This is a genomic window from Roseateles sp. So40a (assembly GCF_048081605.1).
GTDB lineage: Bacteria > Pseudomonadota > Gammaproteobacteria > Burkholderiales > Burkholderiaceae_C > Roseateles.
Genome location: NZ_CP182288.1, coordinates 3,312,675 through 3,326,258, shown reverse-complemented (window position 1 = coordinate 3,326,258; position 13,584 = coordinate 3,312,675). Strand labels below are relative to the sequence as shown.

Genomic DNA, 13,584 nt, shown 5'->3' with positions numbered 1-13,584 from the left:
TTACGTGATGGTCCGCGGCGACCCCTCGTCCGCGCGGCGCCGGTGGCGGGCCCAGGCCAGCAGCGCCTGCGGCGGCAGCGGCTCGCACAGACCGCTGCCCTGGCCGACGCGGCAGCCCATCTCGAGCAGCGCCCGCGCGTGGGCTGGCGACTCGACGCCCTCGGCCACCAGCGCGCAGCCGAACTGGCCGGCCAGCGCGATGACGCCCCGCACCAGCGCCTGGTCCTGCGGGTCCACGAGCATGGTCTGGACGAAGGACCGGTCGATCTTGAGCTGGTCCAGCGGCAACTGCTTGAGCACCGACAGCGTGGCGTAACCGGTGCCGAAATCATCCATCGCCAGCCGCAGACCCAGGCGCTTGCAGTCGGCGAGCAGCCGCCGGGCCTGGTCGATGTCGTCCAGCGCGCTGGACTCCAGCAGCTCCAGCACGACGCGGTCCGGCGGCACGTCCGGGTGGCGCGCGAGCAGCGCCTCCAGGCGCGGGATGAAGTCCGGCGCGGCCAGGTGGCGCGGGCTGATGTTGACGCTGAGCTCCAGGTCCAGCCCGTCGGCGCGCCACAGGCGGCCCTGCTCCAGCGCCTGCTCCAGCACCCAGTGGCCCAGCTGCGCGGCCATGCCGCTGCGCTCCACGGTGGGCAGGAACGCGGCTGGCGCGAGCAGCCCGCGCTGCGGGTGACGCCAGCGCAGCAGGGCCTCGGCGCCGAGCAGCTCGCCGGTGGCCAGGTCCATCTTGGGCTGGTAGTACAGGCAGAGCTCGCCCGCCTCGAGCGCCTGCTGCACGCGCAGCACGGCCTGCGCCTGGGCCTCGCGGCTGCGGCGCTTCTCGACATCGAAGAACTGGACGCCATCGCGCCCGCTGCGCTTGACGCGGTACAGCGCGTGCGCGGCATGGCGCATCAGCGTCTCCGCGCCGCCGCCGTCCTGCGGATACAGCGTGGCGCCGACGCTGGCGCTCAAGCGCAGCGCGCCGCCCGACGGGCCCTCGGCGCTGCCGAAGCCGCTGTCGACGTGGGCGCCGTACTCGGCGTCGTAGTCGCTGTCGAAGAACATGGGCGAGGTGGGCGTCTCGTCGAGGGCCTGGCCCTCGGCGAGGTCCGCGGCGGCGAGGCCCGAAGTGGTCGGTGGGGCCTCCGCGTCGAATGCGCCGTCGCCATCGGCATCGGCATCGGCATCGATGGGCCGGCGCAGCACCTGGATCAGGCGGTCCAGCGCGAGCTGCGCCTCCTCGGCGCTCTGCACGCGCAGCAGCAGGCCGAATTCATCGCCACCCAGCCGCGCGACCTCGTCCGACCATTGCGGCTGCTGGCGCAGCGCGGTGGTCAGCCGCCGGGCGAGCTCGCGCAGCGCCTGGTCCGCGCGGGCGGCGCCGTGGCGGCGGTTGAAGGCCGCGAAGCCGTCCAGGTCCACGCGTGCGACGCACAGCATGAAGCCCGGTCCGACCTGCTGGCTGGTGTGCAGCGCGGCCTGCAGCCGACGCTGGAATTCCTGCTCGTTGGGCAGGCCGGTGAGCAGGTCGAAGCGGCCCAGGCGCTCCAGCGCCTGGCGCTGCTGGAATTCCTGCGTCAGGTCGCTCAGCGCCAGCACGCGGTAGCGCGGCGGACCGTCGGGCTCCGGGATGGAGGACACGGTCAGGCGCAGCGTGCGCGGCTGACCGCCGACGCCGCGGACCTTGACCAGCCCCTGCCAATGACCGGCCGGATCGGCGATGGCCTCGGCGATCGCTTCCGGATCGTGGCCGCTGCGGCGCAGTTGCGCCTCGTCCATCGGCAGTGCCGGCTGGCCCAGCAGCCGCCGGCGCAGCGCCTCGGCGGTGTCGGGCGAACGCCCCTCTCCATCGACGACCAGACCGGCGGGCGCTTCCAGCAGCGCCTCCATCAGCGTCCAGTAGGCGGGGTTGGCGTCGAGCAGCCGGTGCGTCAGGTCGGTGATCGCCAGGCCCTCGTGCAGGTGCTGGAACAGCCCCGAGCTCATGCGCTGCCGCTCCTCGGCGGTGCGGCGCCATTGGATGTCCTGCAGGCTGGCCAGCACGCGGCGCGCGCGTCCGGCGGCGTCGCGGCGCGCCACGCGCAGGCGCAGCTCGTGCCACACCCAGCCGCCGTCCTCGCCCGGCAGGCGCAGCGCGTGGTGCAGCGTGTCCGCGCCCTCCGGGCCGTGGCCGTCGGCCAGTTCCTCGATGCCGCCCTGCATCAGGCCGGGCAGGCGCTCCTCGAGTTTCATGCGGTCCACCGCATGCACCCGCTCCAGCCAGGCCAGCGGATCCGCCGGATCGGGCGCGCCCAGGCGCGACTGCCAACCGGCCGAGGCGGCCACCGATTCCCCGGGAATCCATTGCGCCAGCGAAAGCCCGGCGCTGTCGATCTTGGTCCGCCACTCCCCACGCTCGGCCAAGGCGCGGCGGCGCTCAGCGCGGTAATGCATCACCCCGGCCAGCCCCAGCAGCGGGAGCAGCCACCAGGCGATCTCGCGCCACATCGGCCAGATCGCGCCGGCCACGAGCAGCAGGCCCGTGGTCACGACGAGGATGGCGGCCGGTGCCGCCGCGGGCAGGCGGCGATGGCCCGCGGGCAAGGCCCAGCCGGGAGGAGCGGACAACTCGGACTTCAAGGTGAGGACGGGCGAAGGAGGAGACGGGAGTGCCCGCCCGGGCTCGGGCGGGGACGGCGGGCATGCTAGCCGTGCCGCGCGCGCCGTTGGTCAGCGCTATCCCTGCCGCGCGTCGGGCTCCCCCCGGAATCAGGGGATGAAGCGGGGATGGCCGCGCAAATGAAAAAAGCCACCCGAGGGTGGCTTTCCTGGGATCGACCGCGAATGGTCGAATCGGGTCAGATCACGAAATCTTCCAGCTTGGCGCCGCCGGAAATGGCAGCCTTCAGCCACTTGGGTTGCAGGCCGCGGCCGCTCCAGGTTTCGCCGGTGGCTTGATTGCGGTACTTGGCGGCCACTTTCGAGGCCTTGGCCGTGCCGACCTTGGCAGCGCGAGCCGTCAGATCCGCCACCGTCAGGCCGTATTCCTGCATCAGCGACTTGACCTTGGCGATCGCGTCGGAGCGTTCACGTTCCTGGGTTTCGGCAATTTGCTGTTCGAGGGCGGCCCGCTGGGCCAGGAGGTCTTTGAGCGATGCCATTTATGCAATTCCTCGCGTAGTTCAACAGCTCCCCCGAAAGGGATTGCCGCATTATAGGCAGGGAATTGAGTATCGCCGCAAGGGGGTAAATGCCGGGGTTGGATTCCCCCGACATTAAAAGTTGTGAGCGGCCTGACACGAATTGAGTAGCGCGTCGGTGAAAAAGCCCGAAATCGGGCATCCGCTCACCGGTGCGGAACCGGGAAATCAGGCCGACGGCGGCACATATCCGGCCGGCTGCTCGGCGCCGTCGCCGAAGAAGAACTGCTCCATCTGACGCGCGAGGTATTGGCGCGCGCGCTGGTCGGCCAGATTCAGGCGGTTTTCATTGACCAGCATGGTCTGGTGCTTCATCCAGGCCGCCCAGGCTTCCTTGGAGACGTTCTCGTAGATGCGCTTGCCGAGCTCACCCGGATAGACGGGAAAGTCCATGCCTTCGGCTTCCTTCTTCAGATAAACGCATTGGACGGTGCGGGCCATATCAAACCTCGATGCTCAAGAAAAGTGTGGGGAAGTGCGCGCGCCGGGCGTCGTGCGCCGGCGCGGCGGGATCGGGAAAATCAGGTGAGTTTCTTGACCAGGACCTGCGAGCGCCGGTCCCAGTTGTATTTGCGCTTGCGCTCCTCGGGCAGCCAGTTCGGGTCGACCGGCTGGAAGCCGCGCTTGATGAACCAGTGCATGGTGCGCGTGGTCAGCACGAAGACGCTGGTCAGGCCCATGGCCTTGGCGCGCTGCTCGATGCGCTTGAGGATGCGCTCGCCGTCGCCCTGGCCCTGCACGGCGCTGGAGACCGTCAGCGCGGCCATCTCCGCGGTGCGGGCCTCCTGATAGGGATGCAGCGCCGCGCAGCCGAATATCACGCCGTCGTGTTCGATGACGGTATAGGACTCGATGTCGCGCTCGATTTCGCTGCGCTCGCGCTTGACCAGCGTGCCGTCGCGTTCGAAGGGCTCGATCAGCGCGATCAGGCTGCCGATATCGTCGTGCGTGGCCTCGCGCAGGCTTTCAAGTTTCTCGTCCACGACCATCGTGCCGATGCCGTCGTGGGTATAGACCTCCTGCAGGATCGCGCCGTCGACGGCGAAGGGCAGGATGTGCGAACGCTCGACGCCCGATTCGCAGGCCTTCACGCAGTACTTCAGGTAGAAACCGACGTCGGTCGGTTGCGTCGGCGGGGGCAATTTCGCGATGAGACGTTTGGCATCGGCCAGCGCGAGTTCGGTGTCGATCGCGCTTTCCTCATCCTCGGGATTCTCGCGAACGCCCTCGACCTCGGTCATGAACAGCAGCTTGTCGGCTTGCAGGGCGATGGCGGTTTCCGTGGCGACGTCTTCCATCATCAGATTGAACGCGTCGCCGGTGGGCGAGAAACCGAACGGCGACATCAGCACGATGGCGCCGATATCGATGGCGCGCTGGATCGCCGCGGCGTCCACGCGGCGCACGATGCCGGAATGCTTGAAATCAACGCCGTCCACGATGCCCACCGGACGCGCGGTCAGGAAATTGCCCGACACGACGCGAACCGTGGAATTCGCCATCGGCGTGTTGGGCAGGCCCTGCGAGAACGCGGCCTCGATCTCGAAACGCAATTGCCCGGCGGCTTCCTGGGCGCTGTCCAGCGCGATGCCGTCGGTGATGCGCATGCCGTGGCTGTATTGCGGCTGGTGACCCTTGAGCGCGAGCTGCTCATTGACCTGCGGGCGGAAACCGTGGACCAGCACGATCTTGATGCCCATCGCATGCATGATGGCCAGGTCCTGGGCGAAGTTGTTCAGCTTGCCCGCCGCGATCATTTCCCCGGTCATCCCGACGACGAACGTTTCTCCGCGATACGCGTGGATATAAGGGGCCACCGCGCGAAACCACGGCACGAAGGTATGGGGAAAGACCAGGCTCATGGGCGCGGATTGTGCAACAGCGGGAAAGGCCTTGGGCGGGGCCAGAGGCCTGACGAACAGCGCCGATGCCCGCTCGCGAGATAATCCGCGCCCCGTGAGTCAAGACACCAACGCCCCCGCCTCGCGCGCCCCTCGTCCGCCCCGCACGCCGCGCCCGCCGCGCGAGGCCGGTCCGCGCCGCCCGCCGGCCCCCGCCACGCCGATCCCGCCGATCGAGTTCCCCGAATCGCTGCCCGTCTCCGGCCGTCGCGAGGAAATCATGCGGGCGCTGGGCGACCACCAGGTCGTCATCGTCTGCGGCGAGACCGGCTCCGGCAAGACCACCCAGCTGCCCAAGATCGCGCTGGCGATGGGGCGCGGCCGCGGCAACGGCGGCGGCCTGATCGGCCACACGCAACCGCGCCGGATCGCCGCGTCCAGCGTGGCCAAGCGCATCGCCGAGGAGCTCAAGTCCCCGCTGGGCGAGGTCGTCGGCTACAAGGTCCGTTTCCAGGACCGGCTGCAGCCCGGCGCCTCGGTCAAGCTGATGACCGACGGCATCCTGCTGGCCGAGACCCAGACCGATCCGCTGCTCAGCGCGTACGACACGCTGATCATCGACGAGGCGCATGAACGCAGCCTCAACATCGACTTCCTGCTGGGCTACCTGCGCGAGATCCTGCCGCGGCGGCCCGACCTGAAGATCATCGTCACCTCGGCGACCATCGACGCGGACCGCTTCGCCCAGCACTTCGCGTCGGCCAAGGGCCCGGCGCCCGTGCTGATGGTCTCGGGCCGGCTGTTCCCGGTCGAGCAGCGCTATCGCCCGTTCGAGGACTCCCGCGAGTACGACGTCAACAACGCGATCTGCGACGCCGTCGATGAACTCTGGCGCGAGGGCCGCGGCGACGTGCTGGTCTTCCTGCCCGGCGAGCGCGAGATCCGCGAGGCCGCCGAGGCGCTGCGCAAGCATCACCCGCCCGGCGTGGAGGTGCTGCCGCTGTTCGCGCGGCTCTCCGAGCAGGAGCAGAACCGGGTCTTCCAGCCGCATGGCCAGCCGCGCATCGTGCTGGCGACCAACGTCGCCGAGACCTCGCTGACGGTGCCCGGCATCCGCTACGTGATCGACCCGGGCCTGGCGCGCGTGAAGCGCTACAGCTACCGCAACAAGGTTGAGCAGCTGCAGATCGAGAACATCAGCCAGGCGGCTGCCAACCAGCGGGCCGGCCGCTGCGGGCGCGTGAGCAACGGCATCTGCGTGCGGCTGTACGAGGAGAAGGACTTCCTCGGCCGCCCGCGCTTCACCGATCCGGAGATCCTGCGCAGCTCGCTCGCGGGCGTCATCCTGCGGATGAAGGCGCTGCACCTGGGGCAGGTCGAGGACTTCCCCTTCATCGAGCCGCCGCCGCGCAAGGCCGTGGCCGACGGCTACCAGCTGCTCAACGAACTGGGCGCCGTGGACGAGCGCAACGAGCTCACGCCCATGGGCCACGAGCTGTCCAAGTTGCCGCTGGACCCGCGCGTGGGCCGAATGATCCTGGAGGCCCGCCAGCGCGACGCGCTCAGCGAGATCCTGATCATCGCCAGCGCGCTGTCCGGCCAGGACGTGCGCGACCGCCCCGCCGAGCAGCAGCAGCAGGCCGACGAGAAGCACAAGAAGTTCGACGACGAGAAGTCGGAATTCATGGGCTATCTGAAGCTGTGGAAATGGCTCGGCGAGGCCCGCGGCGGGGAAGGGGAGCACAAGCTCTCCAACCGCAAGCAGGAACAGCTGCTGCGCGACAACTTCGTGAGCGTGCGCCGGGTGCGCGAGTGGCGCGACATCTACTCGCAGCTGCACACGGTGGTGGCCGAGCACGGCTGGCGCCTGAACGGCGCGCCGGCGACCTACGAGCAGGTCCACCTGTCGATGCTGGCGGGCCTGCTGGGCAACATCGGCGTCAAGGCCGATGACGACGACTGGTACCTGGGCGCGCGCGGCATCAAGTTCTGGCGCCATCCGGGCGCGCATCTGAGCAAGAAGCCGGGCCGGTGGATCGTCGCTGCGGAGCTCGTCGACACGACGCGGCTGTTCGGGCGCGGCATCGCGGCCATCGAGCTGCAATGGCTGCCGGGCATCGCCGGTCACCTGATCAAGACGCAGCTGCTGGAGCCGCACTGGGAGAAGAAGGCCGCCGAGGTCGTCGCGCTGGAGCGCGCGACGCTCTACGGCATCGTGCTCTACAACAACAAGCGCGTGAACTTCGGCCGCATCGACGCGGCCGCCGCGCGCGAGATCTTCATCCGCGAGGCGCTGGTCAACGGCGACTGGGAGACGCGGCTGCCCTTCCTGGCCCACAACCAGAAGCAGATCGCCAAGGTCGAGGAGCTGGAGCACAAGTCGCGCCGCCAGGACGTGCTGGTCGACGACGAGTTGATTTACGCCTTCTACGACCAGCAGCTGCCGGCCGACGTGTACTCGGGCGCGACGTTGGAGAAGTGGTTCCGCGAAGCGAGCAAGGCCAACCCGAAGCTGTTGCAGCTCAGCCGCGACGAGCTGATGCGGCACGAGGCCGCCGGGGTCACCAGCAATGCCTTCCCGAAGACGATCCGCCTGGGCGGCGTGGACTGCGCCGCGACCTACCTGCATCAGCCCGGCGACGCGCGCGACGGCCTGAGCGTCACGGTGCCGATCTACGCGCTCAACCAGGTCAGCGAGGAACGCACCGATTGGCTGGTGCCCGGGATGATCGAGGCCAAGGTGACGGCGCTGCTCAAGAGCCTGCACCAGAAGCCGCGCGCGCGGCTGACGCCGCTGCCCGAGTTCGTCGCCGAGTTCGTCGAGCTCCATCCGTTCGCGCAGGGCGCCCTGGTGGACGTGTTGCTCAAGGCGGTGAAGGAGCGCACGCAGCTCGCGGTGCAGCGCAACGACTTCAAGCTCGAGCAGGTGCCGGCCCACTTGTTCATGAACGTGCGCGTCGTCGACGAGCACGGCCGCCAGCTCGGCCAGGGCCGCAACCTGGCGACGCTGAAGGCGGAGCTGGGCGGCCAGGCGCGTTCGGCCTTCCAGGCGCTCGCCGCGCTGAAGCTGCAGGGGCAGGAGTCCAGCGACCCAGGCCAGGGCAGCGCTGGTTCGGACTCCCTCTCCCGCTCGCGGGAGAGGGCAGGGGTGAGGGCTGCGGTCGGTGCAGGACAGCCCACCAGCGGCGAGCCCTCCCGCGGCATCAAGGCGACGGTGACGCCGCCGCCCAAGCCTGTCGCCGAGGCGACAAAAACCTACACCTCGTGGACCTTCGGCGAGCTGCCCGAGCTGATGGAGATCCGCAAGGGCGCGCAGACGCTGATCGGTTTCCCGGCGCTGATCGACAAGGGCGCGCATGTGGAGATCGAGGTCTTCGACGAACCCGAGCTCGCTGCCGCGAAGCATCGTGCCGGTCTGCGCCGCCTGATCGCGCTGCAGTTGAAGGAGCCGCTGAAGTACCTCGAGAAGAACATCCCCGACCTGACGCAGATGGGCGTGGCCTACATGAGCCTGGGCACGGCGGAGGAGCTGCGCGACCAGATCGTGGCCGTGGCGCTGGACCGTGCCTTCCTGGCTGATCCGCTGCCCACCGACGAGTTCAGCTTCAAGGCCCGGGTCGAGGAGGGCCGCGCGCGGCTCAACCTGATCGCGCAGGAGGTGGCGCGGCTGGCGTTCAGCGTGCTCATCGAGTACCAGGGCGCGCTGCGCAAGTTGAAGGACACGCGCTCGGCGTCCAAGGAGGTGGTGGAGGACATCACCGCCCAGCTGCAGCGGCTGATGCCCAAGCGCTTCGTGCTGCAGACGCCGTGGACCCAGCTGCAGCACTTCCCGCGCTACCTGAAGGGCATCACGCTGCGGCTGGACAAGCTGCGCGCGGACGCCGCGCGCGATGCCAAGCTGCTGGCCGAGCTCCGGCCGCTGGAGCAGCGCTGGTCGCGCCGCGTGGCGGAGCTCAAGGGCACGCCGGACGCGAGGATGGACGATTTCCGGTGGCAGCTCGAGGAGTTGCGGGTGAGCCTTTTCGCACAGGAATTGCGAACACCTCAGCCGGTCAGCGTCAAGCGCCTGGAAAAGGTGTGGGCGCAGTTACAGAACTGAGCGGAGAATCGCCCCCAGTTCTTCAGGCGAGGACAACGGGTTTTCGGTCCAATCCAAGCTACAAAAGGTCCGTGGCCCCGCACCGTCGGGTGCCGCTCATTGCTCGTGTCTGACACCAACGCATCCTCCCAAGCCGCCCCGATGCGGCGATTCGGCCGCTTCGAGCTGCGCGCGCTGCTGCACAAGAGCCAGCGCTCGATGCTGTGGGTGGTGTTCGACCCGCAAAGCGGGCAGGACATGTTCCTGATGATGCCGCGCGAGAAGCCCAACAGCGAGGCAGCCATGCTGCACTGGCTGAAGACGGTCGACGCGGCGTCCCGCATCCATCACCCCAACCTGGCCCACGTCATCGAGACGGGCCGGGTCGATCCCTGGCCCTACGTCGCCTACGACCGCGCGCTGGGCGAGACGCTCGAGGAGCGGCTGGCCAAGGGCGCGCCGCCGCTGCCGCTGGACGCCGCCGGCTGGGCCGCGCAGGCGCTCGAGGGCCTGGCCTTCGCGCATGAGGCCGGCCACGCGCATCGCGACATCCAGCTGGCCCACATCGTCGTGGACGGCGCGAACCACGTGCGCGTGCTCGGGCTGGAAGTCGCGCAGGAGGTCGTGCCGGCCAATGCCGACTTCAACGCCGCCACGCGCCGCGCCGCGCGCGAGGCCGCCGAGGAGGACGTCGTCTGCATCGGGCTGCTGCTGCACCGCCTGCTCAGCGGCCGGCCGGTGCTGGACGAACCCGACCTGCAGGTCGTGCTGCATCGCATGCAGCCGCAGGGGCACGACCTGGTGCGTCTGGGCTGGGAGACGCCGTATCCGATCCCCGAGCCGCTGCGCGCCATCGTCAATCGCGCCAGCGACCGGCAGACGCGCCAGCGTTATCACCTGGCGCGCAGCTTCTGGCGCGCGCTGGATGGCTGGCGGCTCTCGGCCGAGCAGGACGACGGCGGCCCGATCGCGCTGCTCAAGGACAAGATGCAGCGCTTCGGGCATCTGCCCAGCACGTCCACGCGGCTGGTGACGACGGTGGCGTCGTCCTCGATGGAATCGCAGCACGGCAGCCAGCTCGCGTCGATGGCGCTCAAGGACATGGCGCTCGCGCTGGAGCTGATCCGGCGCGTCAACAACGCGCTGCGCCAGCAGGGACCGACCAGCGGCGGCACCGTGCTGAACCTGCAGCGCGCGATCGCGATGCTGGGCCTGAACGGGCTGGAGGACGCCGCGCGCGCGCTCAAGCCCTGGCCCGGGCCGATGAACGAGGGCCAGGCGCAGTTCATGCAGAGTGTGATGCGCCGGGTGCAGCGCGCCGGTCAGGTCGCGCAGGCGTTGCGCCCGGCCGGCTACGACGGCGAGGTCATCTACCTGATCTCGCTGATGCAGAACCTGGGACGGCTGCTGGTGCAGTACCACTTCCCCGACGACGCGCAGCAGATCCGCCAGCTGCAGATCGCGCCCGAGGCGACCGAGGACAACCCCAATCCGCGCGGCATGACCGAGCAGTCCGCCGCCTACGCGGTGCTGGGCTGCGACCTGGAGAGCCTGGGCCTGGCCGTGGCCAGGTACTGGGGCCTGGGCGACGAGCTGCTGCACATGATGCGGCGTCAGCCGCAGGAGGCACCGGTGCGCCATGCCGACGGCGACGCCGAGGTGCTGCGCCTGACCTGCAGCCTGGCCAACGAGCTCGTCGACGCGCTGGGCGCGCCCGAGCGCAAGCGGCAGGCCGCGATCGAGCTGGCCACGCGCCGCTACGCGCGCGCGCTGACGCTCGGCCTGCGCGAGATCTATGACGCGCTGGGCGCCAGCGGCGCGCTGACCGACGCCGGCGACAGCGGCCTGGGCGCGATCAGCGATCCGTCCGTCGGCGCGGCCGCGACCGCGGCGCCGCGCTCCCGGCTGCGTGATCGTGCCGAGTCCGGCGCGCCCGCTCCGACGACCGCGCCCGTGGGCACGCCCGACGCCGGCAAGGACCGTTCATGACCGCGATGCCGCCCGCCGTCGGGCGCTTCAAGCCGCTGCGCAGCCTGGGGCAGGGCGCGCAGGCGGTGGTGTGGCTCGCGCATGATCCGCGGCTGGACCGCGAGGTCGCGCTGAAGGTCCTGACCCAGGCGGTCGATCGGGCCAGCGTCGACGCCTGGCTGCATGAAGCCCGCGCGGTGAGCCGGCTCACGCATCCCAACATCGTCCCGGTGTTCGAGGCCGACATCGAGGCCGGGCAGGCCTACATGGTCTTCGAGTACGTGCCCGGCGGCACGCTCACCGAGCGGCTGCGCCAGCGCGGCCGGCTGCCCGCGCGCGAGGCCGTCGCGCTGATGCTCGGCATCCTGGACGGCCTGCATGCCGCGCACCAGGCCGGCGTCGTGCACCGCGACCTCAAGCCGTCCAACATCCTGATCGACTCGACGGGCCGGCCCAAGGTGATGGACTTCGGCATCGCCGGTCGAGTGGCCACCGCGGCCGCCACGAACGGCGCCGCCGCGGCGCGGCCCAACCGCATCGTCGGCACGCCGGGCTACATCTCGCCCGAGGCGGCGCGCGGCGACGCGGCCGCGCCGGTGATGGACGTCTTCGCCGCGGCCGTGATGCTCAGCGAGATGCTGTCCGGCCAGCGCCTGAACTACGACCCCGATCCGTGGCGCGCGGTGCGCCGCGCGATGGAGCAGACGCTCGATCCGCCCGCGGACCTCGGCCCCGACAGCGACGACGCCTTGCGCGCGGTGCTGATGCGCGGCCTGGCGCGCGAGTCGGCGCAGCGCTGGCCCGACGCGAAGGCCTTCCATGACGCGCTCGCCGCCTGGCTGCATCCGGCCAGCGAGGCGCCCGAGGGCGGCGAGGGCGGCAGCGCGACGCTGGAGTTCCTGCTGCGGCGCATGCGCCACCGCAGCGACTTCCCGGCGATGGCGGATTCCGTGGCCCGCATCCAGCGCATGACGCAGTCGGAGAACGAAAGCCTCACGACGCTGTCCAACGAGATCCTCAAGGACGTGGCGCTGACCAACAAGCTGCTGCGTCTGGTCAACACGGTGCAGTTCAGCCATGCCGGCGGCGGGCACATCAGCACGGTGTCGCGCGCGGTGGCGCTGGTGGGATTCGGCGGCATCCGCAACCTGGCGCTGTCGCTGGTGCTGCTCGAGCGCATGGAGAACAAGCATCACGCGCAGCGGCTCAAGGAGGAGTTCCTGCGCGCGCTGATGGCGGGATCGCTGGCGCGCGAGCTCTGCCTGGTGCCGCGCGAGAACGAGGAGTCCTTCCTCGCCACGATGTTCCAGGGACTGGGCCGGCTGCTGGCCGAGTTCTACCTGCCCGAGGAAGCGCAGCAGGTGCGGCGTGTCGTGCGCCCGGAGCGCGGCATGGGCGAGCAGGCGGCCCCGCCGCTGAGCGAGGCCGCGGCCTCCGCCCAGGTGCTGGGTCTGAGCTACGAGAACCTCGGCCTGGGCGTGGCGCGGCAGTGGGGCTTCCCCGACAACCTGCAGCGCAGCATGCAGCGGCCCGATGGCGACGCGCCGGCGCGGCTGGTCGAGCACGCCACCGACCGCATGCGCTGGCTGGGCCGCGCGAGCAACGACGTGGCCGACGTGATCCTGAACAGCGATCCGGCCGAGGCGCATGCCAAGGTCCGCGCGATGGCGCAGCGTTACGCGCGCGCGCTCGGCGTGGAGGCCAAGGCCTTCGAGGCCGCGGCGGATCAGGCGCGTCAGCGGCTGACGCAGCTCGCGCAGGCGATGGACATCAAGCTGGCGAAGAATTCGCCGGCGCAGCGGCTGCTCGCACCGCTGACGCCGTCGGCGGAGGACTCGCTGTCGCCGCACCAGCTGCAGGCGACGATGGTCGAGGGCCACGCGCCCGCGGGCGTGATCCCGCCCGAGCAGGCCGCGGCGACGCTGGCCGCCGGCATCCAGGACATCACCAACGCGATGGTCGAGAGCTTCAAGCTCAACGAGATCCTGCGGATGATCCTGGAGACGATGTATCGCGGCCTGGGTTTCCGCCGGGTGATCTTCTGCCTGCGCGATCCGAAGACCGAGACGCTGACCGGCCGCTTCGGACTGGGCGAAGGCGTGGAGGCGGTGGCGCCGATCTTCCGCGTGCCGCTGCGGGTGATGCCGGGCCTGCCCGCCGACCTGTTCACGGCGATCTGCACCAAGGGCGTGGACACGCTGATCGCGGATGCCTCCCAGCCCAGGATCGCCGAGCGCCTGCCGCCGTGGTTCCTGAGCGGCGCCAAGGCCCACAGCTTCCTGATCCTGCCGATGGCGCTGCGCGGCGCGCCCTTCGCGATGATCTACGCCGACAAGGCCGAGCCGGGCAGCGTGGTGCTCGATGAGAAGCAGCTGTCGCTGCTGCGCACGCTGCGCAATCAGGCCGTGATGGCCTTCAAGCAGGCGAGCTGAGCCCGGTCAAGCTCTACACCCCTCGGGGGGTGAACGCCACCCCACACCCCCAGGTGTAACGGGCGCATGCCGCCCGAACTCCTCGAATCCCTGTCGAGTCG

7 protein-coding genes are annotated in these 13,584 nt (G+C 70.1%); 3 read left to right on the top strand and 4 right to left on the bottom strand.

Annotated features, from left to right (window positions below):
• From ACNI65_RS15130 to argA, 4 genes are all read right to left on the bottom strand, one after another.
• Entirely contained in the window at nt 1-2,592 is a 2,592-nt protein-coding gene (locus tag ACNI65_RS15130; protein WP_416757685.1) for a putative bifunctional diguanylate cyclase/phosphodiesterase, read from the bottom strand.
• Between the two features lie 230 nt (nt 2,593-2,822).
• Nucleotides 2,823-3,125, bottom strand: coding sequence for an H-NS family nucleoid-associated regulatory protein (locus ACNI65_RS15125; RefSeq protein WP_416757684.1), 303 nt, complete (start codon nt 3,123-3,125; stop codon nt 2,823-2,825).
• A gap of 207 nt (nt 3,126-3,332) precedes the next feature.
• A complete protein-coding gene (locus ACNI65_RS15120) occupies nt 3,333-3,605 on the bottom strand; it encodes an oxidative damage protection protein (RefSeq protein WP_416757682.1) in 273 nt (90 codons plus the stop codon).
• A gap of 80 nt (nt 3,606-3,685) precedes the next feature.
• Entirely contained in the window at nt 3,686-5,026 is a 1,341-nt protein-coding gene (gene argA / locus ACNI65_RS15115) for an amino-acid N-acetyltransferase (protein ID WP_416757680.1), read from the bottom strand.
• On the opposite strand from argA, the gene hrpA reads away from it, so the two are divergent.
• The 3 genes from hrpA (at nt 5,025) to ACNI65_RS15100 (ending at nt 13,483) form a co-directional block, all read left to right on the top strand.
• Nucleotides 5,025-9,104 carry an ATP-dependent RNA helicase HrpA gene (hrpA, locus tag ACNI65_RS15110; protein ID WP_416757678.1) on the top strand — a complete coding sequence of 1,360 codons (4,080 nt, stop codon included), beginning with the start codon at nt 5,025-5,027 and terminating at the stop codon, nt 9,102-9,104. The genes argA and hrpA overlap by 2 nt on opposite strands.
• A 141-nt stretch (nt 9,105-9,245) precedes the next feature.
• The gene (locus ACNI65_RS15105; protein WP_416757676.1) at nt 9,246-11,072 is read left to right on the top strand and encodes a serine/threonine protein kinase; all 1,827 of its coding nucleotides are present in this window, start codon (nt 9,246-9,248) and stop codon (nt 11,070-11,072) included.
• Nucleotides 11,069-13,483 (top strand): protein kinase domain-containing protein, encoded by a 2,415-nt coding sequence (locus ACNI65_RS15100; protein WP_416757675.1) that lies wholly within the window; start codon nt 11,069-11,071, stop codon nt 13,481-13,483. Before ACNI65_RS15105 ends, ACNI65_RS15100 begins: the two co-directional genes overlap by 4 nt.
• Nucleotides 13,484-13,584 lie beyond the last annotated feature (101 nt).